Origin of the sequence: Paenibacillus sp. FSL K6-1230, from assembly GCF_038002385.1 — a bacterium.
GTDB classification, from domain to species: domain Bacteria; phylum Bacillota; class Bacilli; order Paenibacillales; family Paenibacillaceae; genus Paenibacillus; species Paenibacillus massiliensis.
Genome location: NZ_JBBOCK010000001.1, coordinates 5938379 through 5954473, shown reverse-complemented (window position 1 = coordinate 5954473; position 16095 = coordinate 5938379). Strand labels below are relative to the sequence as shown.

Annotated in this window: 18 protein-coding genes; 14 read left to right on the top strand and 4 right to left on the bottom strand. The window is 46.0% G+C overall.

What is annotated here, in order from left to right:
• The first annotated feature begins 244 nt into the window (after positions 1-244).
• The 3 genes from MKX74_RS26420 to MKX74_RS26410 are packed head-to-tail and all read left to right on the top strand — an operon-like array spanning position 245 to position 1931.
• Positions 245-796 (top strand): NADPH-dependent FMN reductase, encoded by a 552-nt coding sequence (locus tag MKX74_RS26420; RefSeq protein ID WP_341180298.1) that lies wholly within the window; start codon positions 245-247, stop codon positions 794-796.
• Between the two features lie 35 nt (positions 797-831).
• Complete coding sequence (locus MKX74_RS26415; protein ID WP_341180297.1) at positions 832-1287, top strand: VOC family protein; 456 nt, start codon at positions 832-834, stop codon at positions 1285-1287.
• 2 nt (positions 1288-1289) lie between these two features.
• A complete protein-coding gene (locus MKX74_RS26410) occupies positions 1290-1931 on the top strand; it encodes a VOC family protein (RefSeq protein WP_341180296.1) in 642 nt (213 codons plus the stop codon).
• Positions 1932-2077: 146 nt separating this feature from the next.
• On the opposite strand, the gene MKX74_RS26405 is transcribed toward MKX74_RS26410, so the two are convergent.
• Complete coding sequence (locus MKX74_RS26405) at positions 2078-3079, bottom strand: acrylyl-CoA reductase family protein (RefSeq protein ID WP_341180295.1); 1002 nt, start codon at positions 3077-3079, stop codon at positions 2078-2080.
• 223 nt (positions 3080-3302) lie between these two features.
• Here MKX74_RS26405 and MKX74_RS26400 point away from each other — a divergent pair, with 223 nt between their 5' ends.
• From MKX74_RS26400 to MKX74_RS26370, 7 genes are all read left to right on the top strand, one after another.
• Entirely contained in the window at positions 3303-3395 is a 93-nt protein-coding gene (locus MKX74_RS26400; RefSeq protein WP_341180294.1) for a putative holin-like toxin, read from the top strand.
• Between the two features lie 194 nt (positions 3396-3589).
• Positions 3590-4999 carry an MATE family efflux transporter gene (locus MKX74_RS26395; protein WP_018883951.1) on the top strand — a complete coding sequence of 470 codons (1410 nt, stop codon included), beginning with the start codon at positions 3590-3592 and terminating at the stop codon, positions 4997-4999.
• Positions 5000-5139: 140 nt separating this feature from the next.
• Entirely contained in the window at positions 5140-5901 is a 762-nt protein-coding gene (locus MKX74_RS26390; protein WP_341180293.1) for an RNA polymerase sigma factor, read from the top strand.
• Positions 5862-6989, top strand: a complete 1128-nt coding sequence (locus tag MKX74_RS26385) for a hypothetical protein (protein ID WP_341180292.1) — start codon at positions 5862-5864, stop codon at positions 6987-6989. The genes MKX74_RS26390 and MKX74_RS26385 overlap by 40 nt, the downstream gene beginning before the upstream one ends.
• Positions 6990-7097: 108 nt before the next feature.
• Positions 7098-8426, top strand: coding sequence for a DUF2252 domain-containing protein (locus tag MKX74_RS26380; RefSeq protein WP_341180291.1), 1329 nt, complete (start codon positions 7098-7100; stop codon positions 8424-8426).
• A 289-nt stretch (positions 8427-8715) separates the two neighbouring features.
• Entirely contained in the window at positions 8716-10113 is a 1398-nt protein-coding gene (locus MKX74_RS26375; RefSeq protein WP_341180290.1) for a transcriptional regulator, read from the top strand.
• A 581-nt stretch (positions 10114-10694) separates the two neighbouring features.
• Entirely contained in the window at positions 10695-11096 is a 402-nt protein-coding gene (locus tag MKX74_RS26370) for an HIT family protein (protein ID WP_341180289.1), read from the top strand.
• 59 nt (positions 11097-11155) lie between these two features.
• On the opposite strand, the gene MKX74_RS26365 is transcribed toward MKX74_RS26370, so the two are convergent.
• Both MKX74_RS26365 and MKX74_RS26360 read right to left on the bottom strand, forming a co-directional pair.
• On the bottom strand, positions 11156-11869 hold the full coding sequence (locus tag MKX74_RS26365; protein ID WP_341180288.1) for a hypothetical protein: 714 nt from the start codon (positions 11867-11869) through the stop codon (positions 11156-11158).
• 171 nt (positions 11870-12040) lie between these two features.
• Positions 12041-12631: a hypothetical protein gene (locus MKX74_RS26360; protein WP_341180287.1), complete on the bottom strand. Its 591-nt coding sequence runs from the start codon at positions 12629-12631 to the stop codon at positions 12041-12043.
• 855 nt (positions 12632-13486) lie between these two features.
• Between MKX74_RS26360 and MKX74_RS26355 the strand changes: the two genes are divergently transcribed.
• From MKX74_RS26355 to MKX74_RS26345, 3 genes are all read left to right on the top strand, one after another.
• A complete protein-coding gene (locus MKX74_RS26355) occupies positions 13487-13648 on the top strand; it encodes an aspartyl-phosphate phosphatase Spo0E family protein (protein ID WP_341180286.1) in 162 nt (53 codons plus the stop codon).
• Between the two features lie 277 nt (positions 13649-13925).
• Positions 13926-14270, top strand: coding sequence for a hypothetical protein (locus MKX74_RS26350; protein WP_341180285.1), 345 nt, complete (start codon positions 13926-13928; stop codon positions 14268-14270).
• Positions 14267-14494: a helix-turn-helix domain-containing protein gene (locus MKX74_RS26345; RefSeq protein ID WP_341180284.1), complete on the top strand. Its 228-nt coding sequence runs from the start codon at positions 14267-14269 to the stop codon at positions 14492-14494. The genes MKX74_RS26350 and MKX74_RS26345 overlap by 4 nt, the downstream gene beginning before the upstream one ends.
• A 22-nt stretch (positions 14495-14516) precedes the next feature.
• Here the strand turns inward: MKX74_RS26345 and MKX74_RS26340 are convergent, their stop codons facing one another.
• Positions 14517-15479: a helix-turn-helix transcriptional regulator gene (locus tag MKX74_RS26340; protein ID WP_341180283.1), complete on the bottom strand. Its 963-nt coding sequence runs from the start codon at positions 15477-15479 to the stop codon at positions 14517-14519.
• Between the two features lie 111 nt (positions 15480-15590).
• Here MKX74_RS26340 and MKX74_RS26335 point away from each other — a divergent pair, with 111 nt between their 5' ends.
• On the top strand, positions 15591-16073 hold the full coding sequence (locus MKX74_RS26335; protein WP_133569246.1) for an effector binding domain-containing protein: 483 nt from the start codon (positions 15591-15593) through the stop codon (positions 16071-16073).
• Positions 16074-16095 lie beyond the last annotated feature (22 nt).

The following is a 16095-nucleotide window of genomic DNA, read 5'->3' as shown; positions in this document are numbered from 1 at the left end:
AGAAGTCCAAGCGAACTCAACCGGAGGGTTGAGTTTTTTTGTGTTGAAATTTCATCCTGACTACTGACGATTCGAGTACAGGAATGAATTAAGATGGAGGCAGAAGCAAGGCATGAGAGACGGAAGCCGAGTGAAGGGTACAGGGAGCGGGGTACATTCATCGGTGTTAACGGGATCAAAACTCAGTGGTGTTCGTGCGTGCCTGCTAGAATGCGATACATTGATTTCATCGGGAGGAATGACTATGAACATTCTGATAGTGAACGGCAGCAATCGAAAGGCTGCTACCAGCACGAGGCTAGGACAATACGCAGCAGAGTGGATTGCTCATCACGGGCATGAGGTTCATATATTCGATCTCCATGAGCAGCCACTTCCGTGGTACACACCAGATGCAGTTGGGGAGGAGGATGCAAATGTGGCAGAGCTGAAGAAAAGCATGCTCGCCGCGGATGCGATCATCCTGACGACACCGGAATATCACGGCAGTATCAGTGGGGTCCTCAAGAACGCTCTGGATTATTTGGGACAAACGTACATGGGAGGCAAGCCTGTCCTGTCAATCAGCTCAGCCGGAGGTGCAGTCGGAGTGAGTGCTCTCCTGCAGCTACAGGCGATTGTACGGAATATGCATGGAGTTAATGCGCCAGAATGGATCTCGATTGGCGGAATGCAGAGACAGCGTTTTGAAGAAGGTTATGATGAGTACGAGGGCGGGCAGGAGGTTGAGGATCGGGTCCACCGTGTACTCAGTTCCTTCCTGGCTCTGGCTGATGCAATTGTTACGGTGCATTGAATTTATATATATCTAGCGAAAAAGGAGGCCATACGATGATAGATGGTATTTTTGAGACTCATCTGAATGTGAGAGATCTGGAGAAGTCAGTACTCTTTTACAAAGACATACTGGGTCTGACACTTGCCTATACGCAATCGGAACGAGATAGGGCGTTTTTCTGGGTCGGCGGCGAGGGGAAGGCTATGCTCGGGCTATGGCAAAAAGAACCGTCACAGGTGTTAAGGCAGCATTTCGCATTTCAGGTTTCTTTACAGAATATGCGCAAGGCCGTCTCCTATCTGGAGGAGAAGGGGATACAGACTCATAATTTCCTGAACGATGATAGCGCTGAGCTATATGTATTTGGCTGGATGCCGGCAGTGTCGGTCTATTTCACAGACCCGGATGGTCACACTTTAGAATTTATCTCCATGCTGCCAGATAGACCGAGATCTGATCTGGGTATGGTGCCATGGAATACTTGGGAGCAGCTGCAAGGGAGGGCATAACTATGTATATTGAGCAAGTAAAGCTGTTCACCGCTAAGCTGAATGAGACGCGGCATTTCTATGAGCATACGTTGGGGTTAAAGGTAGTAGAGGAGGATGAGACCTCCTTCACGGTACAGCTTGGGTCGACCTGTTTGACGCTCGCGGCGAGCGAGCCGGGGACAGAGCCCTTCTATCACCTTGCCATGATGATTCCGAACAATCTATTTCAGCAGGCCAAAGTCTGGGCAAGAGAGCGCCTCCAGCTAACGAAGCTTGATGGGGATCAAGATGAAGTGTTCTTTCAGAACTGGAATGCCTATTCTATGTATTTCGATGACCCAGCAGGTAATATTCTGGAGCTCATTGGGCATCCGGATCTTCGTCATAATGTGGACGGGCCGTTCTCAGCACGGCAGCTACTATGGATCTGCGAGGTGGGAATTGTGACTGACGATGTACTCGCTCTCGTCGAGCGACTTCGTGAGGAGCATGGGCTGGAGTGCTGGCGTGAACCGAGTGAATGGTTCTCACCTGTCGGAGACCGATACGGGTTACTTATTGCGGTCAAGCAGGGCCGAATATGGTTCGCATCGGATCGCCCGGCACAGCGCTTCCCACTGGAGCTGACGATTCGAGATATCGGGCCGCTAAGATTCGGATAGAACAAGATGTATATCGGATAGGACAAAAAGCAAGTAAATCAGACACGGTAAATAGTAAAAAAGTAGAAAAACCCACTGTACAGGGCTTAGAGAAATATAAGTTCTGCACAGTGGGTTAAGTTCGATGGAGCAGTCTCTATAGAGACTTAGAGGCGGACGAGAGTTCTTCCCGTCGCTTGGCCTTGCAGAATCTTGCCCAATGCCTGTGGCAGCTCGTCCAGAGCAATCTCCTGCTCGACAAGCAGCTCAGTTTGTGGGGGCATCAGGTCAGTGGCCATCCGATTCCATAGCGTCCGTCTTAGTTCAGTTGGGCAGAATACGGAGTCGATCCCAAGCAGGGAGATGCCACGCAGGATGAATGGATGCACGCTCGTCGGTACGGCTGTTCCACCTGTTAGCCCGCTCACCGCTACAGCCCCGCCGTAGGTAATTTTGCTGAGCACAGCAGCAAGCGCATGACCACCCACAGGGTCCACGGCAGCTTGCCATAGCTGCTTATCCAGTGCTCTGATCTTCTCGCCGTCGTACACATCCTCGCGAGTCAACAGGTGCTGCGCTCCCAGCGATTGTAGGTACGAATGTGACGAGGTCTTGCCAGTGCTCGCGCTAACCTCGTAGCCTCTATGAGTCAGCATGGCTATGGCCGTGCTTCCGACCCCTCCGGTAGCCCCTGTCACTAGCACAGGGCCTGCCTCAGGTCTCATGCCATGCTGCTCCAGCTTGTGAATGGATAGTGCAGCTGTGAAGCCAGCAGTACCGAAAATCATGGCGTCCCGTAGTGACAGACCCTCTGGTAAAGGCACGACCCATTCCTTAGGTACACGCACATATTCACTGAAGCCACCGTACTGGGATACCCCTAGTCCATACCCAGTCACCAGCACGGCTTGTCCTTCACGGAATTGGTCATCAGTGGAGGATACAACGGTGCCGGAGCAGTCGATCCCTGGTACGAACGGATAGGACTTGACGATCCCGCCATTGGCTTTGCTGGCCAAGCCGTCTTTATAGTTGACGCTGGAGTAAGAGACGCGGATCAGTATGTCGCCTTGTGGCAGCTGATCTTGAGTCAGAGTTCCCACATGCGCAGTAACCTCTGCATCTGCCCCTGTCTGGTCAACTACCAGCGCTCGAAAAGAAGCTGTCATTTGAGAAATCTCCCCTCTCTGCACAATAGTCTTAGTCCCTTTCACTTATAAAGGAAAACGGAGCTCAGGTCAAAGAGCTATGTCACAAAGCCATCTCACGGCATAAAAGAAAAGCCTGTAATCCTCCTTAGGAGAGACTACAGACTTACATAACTATGGTATGCTTGACCGATCACAATAGAATAGGCTTAAGAGGGCGGTCGGCCAATCTCCTGGAAGGGAGATGATGGCTGTGGAAGTTTATCAAGCACTGTCATTAATGTTCATGTTCGGCATGTTCATTGTTGCGTTTCTGAACGATCTGAAAAAGAAATAGACCGCCTTCTGTAAAAATCCACCCTCTACATCTATGTATTCTTCTTCATAACCTTAGATAATCAGGCCCGATGAAGGTGATAAATGGATTCTTTCAATTCGTTTCAATATATTTTCGAAAAATGGGATGTATTTTCAGGAAGACTGTGCTAACATACGGTTGGCTTATGAATTTACGCGAAGAAAGGTGACATCATGACCGCGAAAGCAGCACAGTCTGGATCGGCAACGTCCGGCTCCAACCAGCTTAATATTGTTCATTTGACGTGGCCGATTTTTCTTGAATTATTCTTATTTATGCTGATGGGAAGTGTGGATACCTTCATGCTCAGCTCGGTATCGGATAATGCCGTATCGGGTGTAGGTGCTTCCAATCAGATTCTGTCTATTGCCATTCTTATTCTCGAAGTGATTGGTCATGGCGCAGCTATTGTCGTGGCTCAATATATTGGCTCCAAAAAACTACTGGAGGCCGCTCGGGTCACAGGTACAGCCATCACGCTGAACCTGATCGTCGGTCTGATCCTGAGTGTGATCTTCCTCGTCTTCGGCACACACATGCTGCAGCTGCTGAATGTGCAGGGCGAGATTCTGGTGTATGCGAAGTCCTACATGAGTATTGTTGGTGGAGCGATCTTCCTGCAAGCACTTATTAATGCTTTGGCTGCGACCATTCGTACTTATGGCTTCACAAAGGAAACGATGTACATCTCCGTCTTCATGAACGTTATTCACGTGGTCGGGAACTATATTCTGATTTTTGGTCACTTTGGTGCGCCTGCACTGGGTGTGGAAGGTGCTGCTATTTCGACTGTAGGTAGCCGGTTCATCAGTCTGTTGATCTTCTTCTGGCTGCTGTATCGGGTGACACCGGTTCGTATTCAAATAGAGCACTACCTGAAGCTGTCGAAGGATTACATTGTGAAGATTCTCCAGATCGGAATTCCATCTGCCATGGAATCCATCATGTATCAGTGCTGCCAGCTGGTGTTCACATTGTACGTGACCTACCTCGGGGCTGAGGCGATGGCGACACGTCAATATGCCGTGAACATCTCCAGCTATATCTATCTGTTCAGCATGGCCGTAGGCATGGGTACAGCGATTATCGTCGGCAGACTGGTTGGTGCCAGACAGCCGGATTCCGCGTATACTCGCGTACTGACAAGTGTGAAGTGGGCCCTGGTGGTCACACTGGCTATTGATGCGCTGGTCATCTTGTTCCGTGTACCGCTCATGGGGATCTTCACCACGAATGAAGAAATCATTCGCTTGGGCGCACAGGTGCTGCTGCTCAGTATTATTCTGGAGAGCGGACGTACGACGAATATTGTCATCATCAACTCCCTTCGGGCGGCCGGCGATGCCAGGTTCCCGGTATACATGGGCATCCTGTCCATGGTCTGCATGAGTCTACCGCTTGGCTACCTGCTTGTATTCCAGCTTGATATGGGATTGGCAGGGATCTGGCTCGCGATTGCCGCAGATGAATGGACTCGTGCAATCATTATGTACTTCCGCTGGAAGAGTCGCCTATGGGAGAAGCATGCGTTGGTCGAGCCGGAAAAAGAAGAACCCGTACCTGCTCCAGCCGCAGCTCTGTAAGGGCTAGGTAAATAGAACAGTTCACAACCTTGAGTAGCGGTATGCTACGATGAGACAAGGTGTGAGCTGTTTTTTTTATGAAATCAGGCCGATTTTGTGATCCTTGATTGTTATATAGAGTAGAACGGCAGGAGGTGAGGATGACGGCACAGGAGGAAGCTTGGAATGAAGAACGGATAGAAGAACGGATAGAAGAACAGATAGAAGAACAGATAGAAGAACAGATAGAAGAACAGATAGAAGAACAGATAGAAGAACAAAATGAAAGACTCATTAAAGAACAAAGTGGACATCAAGTCAAGCAGCATATGGAGCAGAACCAACGATTAATAGAAGAGATGGTGGTCAGAGTTCAGCGCGGGGAGAGCGAGCAATTCGGCTACATTGTGGACAGCTATCAACAGCAGCTATTCCGGTATTGCTGCAGACTACTCGGCAATCAGCAGGATGCGGAGGATGCGGTGCAGGATATTATGGTGAAGGCCTATCAGAGCATTCGTAGGTACAAGGCTACTGTGAGCTTTAGCGCCTGGTTGTATCGTGTCGCCGGAAATCATTGCTTGAATCTATTGCGGAGACGGCGTGTATACCGGCAGGTGCTTCAATTGTTTGGATCAAGGCAAGTCACAGCCGGTCCTGAGGAGGAGCTGGCGGCACAATGGTACAGCTATCCCTTGGAAAAGGCATTAGCTCAGCTAACTCTGCAAGAGCGAAATATTCTGGTGCTGCGGGCACTGGAGCAGCGATCTTATGAGGAAATGAGCGACATTCTGAACGTTAGCGCTAATGCCCTGGCGAAGCGGATGCGCAACATCAAGCGGAAGGTACGTACAGCCATAGAAGCAGAGGAGGGAGTGACCACATGTCACGACACGGATTCGGTGATGAGCACCAAAATATGATAGATCAGGACGTCCTGGATGATCATTGGTTGAGAGCTGCTGAGGATAAGAGACATCTTCCAAAAATTGATGTTACGGCCCGAGTCATGGAGCGCATTCAGCATCAGCAGACTTCCAGTTATAAAGTCTGGAGGCGGCTGACTACCCCGATTGGAGCGGTGATAGCATTGTGCTCCATGCTACTGGCTGGAGTATCTGCATATGCGGCAGTGGAATGGATTCAGATCCGCGATTCTACAGGCGAGGTCAAGGTGGAATATACCGCGCCTGAGCTACGTGAGACGGAGACGGATGAGGACATATACAACCAATATGGGCGGGATTCATTGATAGCGGCCAGCCACATTGCCAGCTACAATAAATATGAGCAGCAGGCATTGGCGGCGGCCAAGCCAGGCGAGCTCATGGCTTATTACGTAACGGGGAAGAAGGAGCTCCCGCTTGCCACATCTACAGTTGCAGCGTCTCCACAAGCCGCCCCACAGCCTGCGCTGTACTTTGCATACAAGGAACGACTGTATACAGAATATGATAGGTTCCTGCAGGAAATGAAGCGGGTCAGTATGCCCATCCTTCCAGCACAGGCAGGGGAATATATCTTTGATGTCGGCAGGGTAAGCCCGAGACAAAATGTGTACTACACCGCGAATGCAGATGCTAGCAACACGGTCGATGTCTTAGCCCGCGATACATTGGCTGAGCTAATGACCAAGGCACATCAGGCTCCTGATGGTAAGATATTCATGAAGCCGATCGCCTGGAAGGAGCCGGGATTCTTCGCGGGGACCTATACCTCCAAGAGAGGAGGCCATATAGGGATTAGTGCTGCATTTGTGGACAAGGTGCAGGTCTATCAAGAGAAGGGAAATTCCCCAGAGGTCATCCAGGTAGCGGGGCGGAGTGTCATTTATAATGATGTTATGACGGATAGAATCAATACTAGGAACGAGCAAGTCACTTATCATTATCTGAATTGGTATAACGAAGAGCAGGATGCCTACTATACAATTAGTACCTATGGCGATCATATTCTTGATAAGGCAGGACTGCTCGAACTGGCGCGAGAACTAATAGAAGCTGGATTGTAGAATGGTACTCAAGGTTACATGGCCTGTATTCTCCTCTTGGAGTGTAGCCCTGATGTGCGTTATGATAAGAGGCATAATTCAGGTTCTTATATACAGGGGGGCATCTTAATGGTCAAGCCAGCCATTGTCGACAATGTCATTCGCACACGTACCAAGCTGCGCCGGGATACGCTCATCTCGGTGCTGGAAGAGTTCGATGAGAAGCTTATGGAGCTGGATCGGGAGAAGCGAGCTGAGAAATACCGTAAAATGATGCAGACGCCGTTCTCTTTCTTCCGGGGAAGTGCCTATCTGTTCTACTATGATGCTACACGTCATTATTTTCCCTATCACACATCGGTAGAGCAGCCGACATGGATTCAGGGCGATCTGCACTTTGAGAATTTCGGGGCCTTCTGTGATGAATCGGGCCAGATTGTGTATGATGTGAATGATTTCGATGAAGGCTACATCGGCTCCTATCTGTATGATGTACTGCGGATGTCTGCGAGCATTGCGCTGGTCTGCCGTCAGCTCGGTTACGACCCGGAGCGCCAGCTCGCCATGCTGGAGCATTATGCTCTGGCCTATTACAAGCAGATTCGCCGTTATGCCAAGCACAAGGCGGACCCTGGCAAGTTCGTGATGGACAAGCAGCACGCCAAGGGACTGATCCGCAAGCTGCTTCGCAAGCTGGAGAAGCGTCAGCAAGGACACTTTCTGGAGAAGGTGACAGCCGTCATGCAGACCGATCGGGTGTTCCTGGAGAATAGTGAGCTGGTTGCGCCCACACCCGAAGAGCAGGAGCAGCTGGAGAGTGCATGGCCGATGTATCTGTCTACACTTCGTTCTTCCATGGAAGAGACAGGGTACTATCGGATCAAGGATGTTGCGATCAAGCATGGCTCAGGTACCGCTTCGATCGGGCTGGATCGGTATTATGTTCTTATTGAAGGGGGTCAGAGTCAGCGGGGAGAGGATGACATCGTGCTGGAGGTCAAGGAGGTACGCGTGCCCGTGCCAGCGTATTTTCTGCCGTATGCCGACGTATTCTGGGATAGCTTCGATCAGCAGGGTAAGCGAGTGACTGCGACTCAGCAGGCGATGCATCACAAGGCAGATCCTTATCTCGGATACCTGACGCTGGAGGATAGGGATTTCTATGTGCGGGAGCGCTCACCATATAAGAAGCGACTCAAGCTGGAGCAGATTCGGGATACGGAGGATATGGCTGATATCTTGTCCGCTATGGCGTGCCTGACCGCCAAGATGCATGCCCGCGCGGATGCGGATGTGGAGCAGGGAGTCCTGGCCTATCATAGCGAGTATGCCATCTATGAGGCGATGGGTAACAGTCCTGAAGGCTTCGTGAAGCACATTTCTCGCTGGGCCTTCGGCTATGCGAATCAGGTAGAGCAGGACTATCAGCTATTCTGCGAATGGGCAGAGAGTCTGTAGACTATCTTTTATACTGATAGTGATAGCCACGTTGTCTGAAGGCGCATCTGTTACGAAGAACAGCAGAGCCTACCGAGGCTACCAACCTGTAGCGGTGGGTCTATATGATTCAATCATAAGAAGCTTATCAGCCTATGGAGGCATGGATAAGCTTCTTTTAACTATATATAAATTCTATATTTGGAATAATTTTGCAAGATACTCGTAGAGAAGGTATAATAAGAATGTTGGTATATACATATAATTTCCATTACATCATAAAAAAAGAAAATGGGAAAGGAGGATTCCGTTGCATACAGCTACAATTCGGACAGAGGTCAGAGATTATCTGCTGGAGCATGATCTGAACATGAGTGAGTTCGGCGTGGCGGCAGGTCTGAATCCAGGTACGGTGAGCGGCATTGTGATGACGAACCGTTCGATCTCTGTACACCAGATGGACTGCATTACCAAAGCGATGGATAAGCCGGAGGACTATTTCTACAGTCGATATGTACAAGAGTACATGCGGGATACCCCTTTGAATTGGCGGAGGGTCAAGCCTTTCTTGCAGCGTTGTATGGAGCTTCATAGATTGGATTGCATGGAACAGGTTGTAGGCATACTTATGGAGAATGTAACCTACTATGCTCCGCTGGTGTTCGAGCTGGCTGAGGATTTTTTTGGACAGGAACGGCATGAGGCAGCGGCACTATTATATAAGAATATAGCATTTAGCGAGAAGAACCAGCATTCCGAGCGATTGGCGATATGTCAGTACAGGCTGTTCAAGATTCGCATTGGCGATGATCAGATACAGAATTTGAAGGCGGCTGTGGAGTTTGGTCCATATGCCGAAAGACTGGGTGAGCTAGAGCAGCTCGACGCCCTGAAGGATCTGGCGAACCTATATCGTTCGTTAGGGCACTGGGATACGGTCTTTGAACTGGCTCAGGACATGGGCCAGAAGGCGAGAATTCAGTATGAGTTGAAGCATAGATTGGAACGAGGGGATTCAGATTCTAATTATGAACTGAGTCGGCCATTTTTCTTTTATATAGCCTATTCGGACTTTTTGATCGCAAGTGCAAGCGATGAGAAGGGTGACTATGATCAAGGTCTCAGGCATATACAAGCTTATGCCAATTTGAGCTGGGTGAAGGAACAGGATGGGGATACTAAGCAGTGGATTGATTCATTTCAGCAATGGGCCAAAGTTAATACCTGTGTAAATCGCTTAATGGCTGGAGATATCAGTGTACTCCCGGAGTATGTTGATTACATGGAAGGAAAGAAAGAAGTGTTTGCAGAGCTTTTGAATGTGGTAGAAGCCGCCAATAGGCATAATATAAATATTGATTATATCCTGGAACGGTTTGAACATCAGCTTTATCGGGATGAGCGTGTAGAGTCGGATGATATTTATTCAAATCAGGTTCTTACGGAGCAAGCTGCTCGCTTTTGGTATAAGCTTGCGAAGTATAGATTTAATAGGAATGATTATGATAATGGCTTTAAAAGTTTGTTATTTTCTTTGATAATAACGAGTAAAATCAATCATAGAATGCTTATGATGAATTGCATTGGGTTATTTGAGGGGCACAGAGCCTTTTCAAAACCAGAGATTCAGGAGCAGTATGAGAGTTTGATAAGAAAGGTGTGGATGGTGCATGATGAGAAGGATGGTTTCTTTCTTCGTGATAATTAGTTTGTTATTTGTAGGGAGCTTGCCTTTCTATTCTTCAGGTGCAGGATCAACAAACCAATTTTCAATAAAGTTACAGCCTCAAGATCATATCGGTGGGGGTTAACTTACTCTCTTGGATTCGAAAAGTTAAAATGAATAATTAGGTATTAAATTTAATGTGCAATGCATATTTGAGACTTTTAGATCATTTCCAACATCAGACGTGAAGGCACGGTATAAGGCTCTGATACGAAAGGTGTGGGAAGGGAATGATCAAGAAGACGGCGTATTTCTTAGTAGTTCATAGTTTCAGCCTTGCCTGTATTCTAACTGTAATAGAACACAATCATCTAATTAAGACTATCCAAGTTATGGGTCATATTGGCGGGTTCTAGTTAGAATAAATAATAGAAACGCTATTAATTTGATTTAATACTTGAATTAATTTCGACCGAGTTCACTATCTTTACTTCAGCACAAACGCTCTATGTATATGTGACTTTGAATGAACAAAGCCACTACATAGAGCGTTTCCTTGTATTATGGGGTTCTCTCTGAAGCTATCAGAGTCAGCTTAGGTTTGATGAAGGGTGGTTATTGGAATGAAGGAATGTCCTTTATGTAATCTTGACTTAGTGGAACAGCAACAAGTAATAATCCAAAATGAACATTGCATTTTCCTGCAAACTCCACAAGAAGTTTTAATTGGTTCAGGACTCATAGTTCCTACTAAACATCGTGAAACTGTATTTGACTTAACAGAAGAAGAATGGTCTGCAACATATTCATTATTACAAGAAGTAAAATCTATCCTGGATGAAAAACTTCAGCCTAATGGATATAACATTGGCTGGAACTGTAACGCTGTTGGAGGTCAGCATATCATGCATTCACACCTACATATTATTCCACGCTTTAGTGACGAGCCTTATGCCGGCAAAGGTATTAGACACTGGCTAAAAAGCGTAGACAACAAGCGAAATACATTATCTCGTTTTAAATGATATTATCGTATTAGAATTCGGTTCATGGCACGATACGCATAGAAAATTGCATTTCACATCTACGGGTTGAACTTACAACTTTCAAGTAACAATAAATCTATTAATGATATATGCGTAAGTCCAGCGGTGGCTTGAAGATCGAATCTCGGATTTTGTAATTTGACAGAGGTAAACCATACCTGACCATGCTTTGCCAAGGCGGTAACAGATATCCTGTCAAAGCTCGACTGGAAATACCGGATAATGCTCACGCGTAGCTCGTCCTCCAGTTTACAAACGGGTGTGGTGAAATATACGAAATCAATCTCGTCCTCCTGCCTTACCCAATAATGTAATAGGAGCAATTTAATAAGAGGGTTACTAATACATCTAGGAACTGGACTACATTCTTGATCAACATGCTCTCCATCATAAATAACAATATCTGTGTATCTGTCGTCAAAAGGATCATAGTCATCTAATTTATCGAATTGCGAAAATAACTCAGCCCAATACATATATTCATCAGGTAACTGTCTGGAGTGCAACAAGCTTTGGATGACCTTCCATATCTCAGGCTCTAAATTAATAAGACTGATCTGATAATAATCTTCGTGTTTGTGTACTTGAGCATCTTTAAACAAACTTTGATAGCTTGTTAAATTAAGTCTGTGTAGATCACTTAGTTCAATGTACAGATCGGTGCTATATTCATAAGTCTTATTGTTAACAAAATAGTGACTCATGATAATGTGAAGTGGATAAGAATAAGCGGAAAAGAGTGAAGTATTCAATCGATTACCTCCTTCTTCAAGAGCTGGTTGTGTAATTGGGATTATTATAAATCTTTTCACAAAAATACCCAAACTCCCATAAGGATTAGGATAGTCTGGGTATACTAATTGCTTGTTATTGAAGTATAGGCTTGAAAGACTCTTCGTATAAATGTACATCTTCTTCTACAATTATTGCCCGCCTGAGCGTCCCTTTTTCCTTCTAATCATCAGTAACGTCCCCGCAACAATTCCAACCCCTGCGGAAGACAGTATTGCAATGGTTCCAGTATTTGTGGCTCTTGGTGTGGATGACGAGCTGTATGCCGAACTGCCACCTGATCTTGGCTCAGAAGGATCGGCATCGGCATTGCTGGCATCAGCCTCGGCCTGGTAAGCATCCAGCATTTCTTTGAGCTCATGAATGTTGTACACTACAAATGGCTTTAAATCGGGCAATGCGCTGCTTTCACTCAGGAGAACAAGGACATCCTTGTCATCTATACGTGAGACAAGGGAGACAAGGGTTAGCCGATTATCATAAATCAGCTTGCTGTTCTCATCAATACCGATCAATTCTTCAGCCTTTGCCAGGTCACTAGCTAATGTAAAGTCATCAGAACCCCCAATAATTCGTGTCCCTTCCAGATCAGTTTCTACGATGCCGTTACTTACACCATTGCTGCTAATGGGAAAGATGTAACCAATAAAGTCGAGAATCTCATCTGCTTGCTGGATAGGTCCATTGGGCAGCGAGTCTCCCTCAACTATGTATTGCTTCATCCCCTCACCAAGGATAACTTCCTTTGCATTTTCCGAATTGAGGTGGAATTCCCCGTGAGCCACTAATGAGTTCTTGAATCGGTTCAAATCCTGTCGGATCGCCTGTTCTACCTCCGCAGTATTTGATCTGAGGCGAGCGCTGATAGGGGAAACAGGAATACACAAGCTAATGCTATACCCAAGGCTCTTGTAAATAACATTGTAATTTCCCCCATTTGGTTATTTTGTCTATGAATCGAAATCTGTTTCTTTTCGTGGTGTAATTTCCGGTTTTACTCTAAAGCAATGGCGGAATAGCAGCCCTTTGTATTGATGGCTGCTCCTAACAAAATCCCAATCTAATATTTTCTTGAAAAATTCATTACAGACTGTAGGATGAGTGAAAATAGTTTATCTTAAAGTCCCGTATTATTTCCATTTATTTGTTATGTACTTATAGAGAAAGCATAGAACCAGTATTGTAAATATTGCAACAAAGCTATAGTGAATGAACGTAATAGTATTTTTTTCATTAAGTAAAACGGTCACTAATGAAATGATAGATATTAGAGCTAATCCTGCATTTTCTTTATTATGCTTGCTGAATTTATATCTAAAGATACGAAATAATAGAAAAAAGATCATAGCCACGAATATGATATTATAATAAATCAAAAATATTGCCCCCTTTTTTGGGTTTTTCGTGAAAAGTACAGTTGTACTTCCTTTATTTTACTTTATTTATTGAAAAAATTACCATAAGCAAAGTGAGGACAAATCGAGGACATACCAAGGACACAATATTTTCCAAAATATAGAGAGGCTTATTTTTTTCATAACCCCTTACCTTGAAGGCTAACAAGGAGGGATGAGGCCATGATGACAGGTATCCTATATCAGATCGAGAAGGAACGGCAGCAATTGCATAAGCTTCAGTCACTGTTCGGTATGCGTGATGAATGCGTGCTGATCCAATCCATGCGGCTTGATGAATTGATTAATCAGTATTACAGAGTGAAGGCTCTGGAGCGGTCGTAATACTCACCTCCTAGTAGAACAGCTCCGTATATATGTCTAAATTAGTAAGCCCACAGATATTGTCATGTGAATACAAAATAGAGATTAATATAGCTGATAGTGAACTCAACCACACGTGGTTTGTCACGAATATGGAGGAGAGGCCGGGATGAATGTTGCTCTATTTACGGATGAGGAAAGCATAATCCAATTTTTCAAGTATCTGTTGGCGAAAGTTCCTTTCTCTATATATCCAATAGAAAGTTTGAATTCTTCAATATGTAAGAGCTATAGCTATGTGATCGTGGGAGCAACGCAGATCTATGAGGAGGATACGAAGAAGCTTCACGAAGTTCTAGCTAATGGGCCCAAAGTATACTTGGCGACTCATAAAGAAATGACCAAGAGCGAAGAAGAGCATATCGAGTTGCTTGGCATAAGCTGCATTCTAAAGGTGCCTGATTATCGGCTTTTACAAGAGAATGATAGTCATTGGGGTCAGGTCCTGACTCAATTGGCCTGTTCAGTACATACAGCAAGTGAGAATAACGATACCGTACCCGTACCTGTGCTCGTGGAGATTGGGCGAGATACGTGGTATCACCCCGAACAGCTGTGGGTGCAGTCTGATGGAGTGAAGTGAAGAGGGATTTAACAGAGAAGCAGGCGAAGCTCTTGCAGTATTTTCTGGATCATGAGGGAGAAGTAGTGACCAAGTATGAGCTGGCGGATTACATATGGGGAGGGTATATCAAGCCCGAGGGGATTCCGAAGTTCATAGCTCGGCTGAAGGACAAGCTTGGCCCTGCGGGAGCTCTTATTACTTCTAGGGCTATAGGTGGGTTTCTGTATGTCCGTGAGCCGTGATTCGTGAGCTGTACAACACGAGCTATGGACAGAATAAGTTCAATCGTTCCTGCAGGTCCTTTAAAATTTCCTCTGGTGCCTCTCTGATCTTCATATCTTTGCCCAAGAAAAGTAGCCAACTGGTCCATTCGCTTAATTCTTCGGGATGATGAACAGGGATGAACGTCTCCAGAATGGCTGTAGTCTGGTAAGGATTCGTATAGAATAGGGATACCTTTAAGGGATGATACTTTTTGAACTGGGCAATCGCCGCTGGACCAAGCTCCAGGACAAGATTAGTGGCCTCTTTCTCTTTACTTAGTTTCTCTAGAATCTTCTTCTTGCTTATTCTATTTTTCACACGGTATGGTTCAACATCTGTAAGGTTGTCGACAGGAATCATCCGTCTCTTCTCCTCATGTAGGTCATAGCCTTCAATGAACCACAGACTTTTCTCACGATACAAACGCAAGAGGTAGATGGGATAAGACCTTATTCGCTTCTCAGCCTGAATGGAAATCAATAAATAATGGTCTACAAGCAGGACTCGAATGAGTTTGTCCAACATAGGGTGGGGAAGGTCAGACAACTCCAGAAGATCAGGATTGTTAGGATGGGTCCCTTCGAACAGCAGAATTTGATTTAACAGCACCAGATCATCCTGCTGATGGTCTGACAGAAGGCCAAGTAACTTTTCAGCCAGAGACTGACGACTCTTCAGATAGGGGAGCTGTTGATTTCTCGTGGCCATAAAAGCAATAAAGAGAGCTTTGATCTCATGATCGGTAAATTGAACGTTAGGCAAGACGGAGTTGTTCATCACAAAATAACCCCCATCTCTTCCTACCTCGGCGACAAGTGGCATGCCCATCGCTTCAATTTCTTTGATATCCCTAATGGCCGTCGAACGTGAAATGTTGAATTCGAGCATGATTTCAGAAATGGTAAAATGGGCACGATTATTGATATACCGCATCATGGTATTAATCCGTTCAACTTTTTTCATGCGGCCTCCCTAAACAGTATCACTTTTTGACATGGTTTAAGGCTATTATAAGACCATCAAGTGAAAATACAAACTCATTTGATCAATCTAATGAAGAGGCAGGTATTGAATATGGCGGAGTATACTTTAGAAGAAAAAGACAGCTTTATCGTTGTTGGTTTGGGTACAGAGCTTAAGAGCAATTACACAGATTATGCAGGCATTAACAAGGAAAAGTCAGACTTCTGGCATGCCGTCCAGCAGGATGGAAGGCTCGCTACTTTAAAAGCTATAGCTACAAATGACTACGTGTTTGTTGTGAATGAAGCCGTGAATAACAAGATGATGCACTATGCTGGTGTCATGTCAGAGGCCACCCTGCCCGAAGAGGAATCAAGAGTTATCCAATTTCCCAAGGGGTACTACGTAGTGGTGAGAGGGGAAGCGCAGACAACAGAAGAGTTAAGCAATCAGCTCTCGGGAATTGCCTTTGGTCAGGTCTTACCTGAAGCAAAGGATGTTGCCTATGTTGGTGGGCCCAATGCAGCCGTGCAGATGGGAGAGCGAAATGGATTGGTGTATGGTGAAATGTGGATTCCGGTCGTTAAGAAATAACACTTCAAAAAATAATAGGTGG

What these genes read in the sequence shown, in the direction of transcription:
- MKX74_RS26420 (WP_341180298.1), top strand. Translation starts at nt 245, where the DNA reads ATGAACATTCTGATAGTGAACGGCAGCAATCGAAAGGCTGCTACCAGC.
- MKX74_RS26415 (WP_341180297.1), top strand. Translation starts at nt 832, where the DNA reads ATGATAGATGGTATTTTTGAGACTCATCTGAATGTGAGAGATCTGGAG.
- MKX74_RS26410 (WP_341180296.1), top strand. Translation starts at nt 1,290, where the DNA reads ATGTATATTGAGCAAGTAAAGCTGTTCACCGCTAAGCTGAATGAGACG.
- MKX74_RS26405 (WP_341180295.1), bottom strand. Translation starts at nt 3,079, where the DNA reads ATGACAGCTTCTTTTCGAGCGCTGGTAGTTGACCAGACAGGGGCAGAT.
- MKX74_RS26400 (WP_341180294.1), top strand. Translation starts at nt 3,303, where the DNA reads ATGATGGCTGTGGAAGTTTATCAAGCACTGTCATTAATGTTCATGTTC.
- MKX74_RS26395 (WP_018883951.1), top strand. Translation starts at nt 3,590, where the DNA reads ATGACCGCGAAAGCAGCACAGTCTGGATCGGCAACGTCCGGCTCCAAC.
- MKX74_RS26390 (WP_341180293.1), top strand. Translation starts at nt 5,140, where the DNA reads ATGACGGCACAGGAGGAAGCTTGGAATGAAGAACGGATAGAAGAACGG.
- MKX74_RS26385 (WP_341180292.1), top strand. Translation starts at nt 5,862, where the DNA reads ATGTCACGACACGGATTCGGTGATGAGCACCAAAATATGATAGATCAG.
- MKX74_RS26380 (WP_341180291.1), top strand. Translation starts at nt 7,098, where the DNA reads ATGGTCAAGCCAGCCATTGTCGACAATGTCATTCGCACACGTACCAAG.
- MKX74_RS26370 (WP_341180289.1), top strand. Translation starts at nt 10,695, where the DNA reads ATGAAGGAATGTCCTTTATGTAATCTTGACTTAGTGGAACAGCAACAA.
- MKX74_RS26360 (WP_341180287.1), bottom strand. Translation starts at nt 12,631, where the DNA reads ATGAAGCAATACATAGTTGAGGGAGACTCGCTGCCCAATGGACCTATC.
- MKX74_RS26355 (WP_341180286.1), top strand. Translation starts at nt 13,487, where the DNA reads ATGATGACAGGTATCCTATATCAGATCGAGAAGGAACGGCAGCAATTG.
- MKX74_RS26340 (WP_341180283.1), bottom strand. Translation starts at nt 15,479, where the DNA reads ATGAAAAAAGTTGAACGGATTAATACCATGATGCGGTATATCAATAAT.
- MKX74_RS26335 (WP_133569246.1), top strand. Translation starts at nt 15,591, where the DNA reads ATGGCGGAGTATACTTTAGAAGAAAAAGACAGCTTTATCGTTGTTGGT.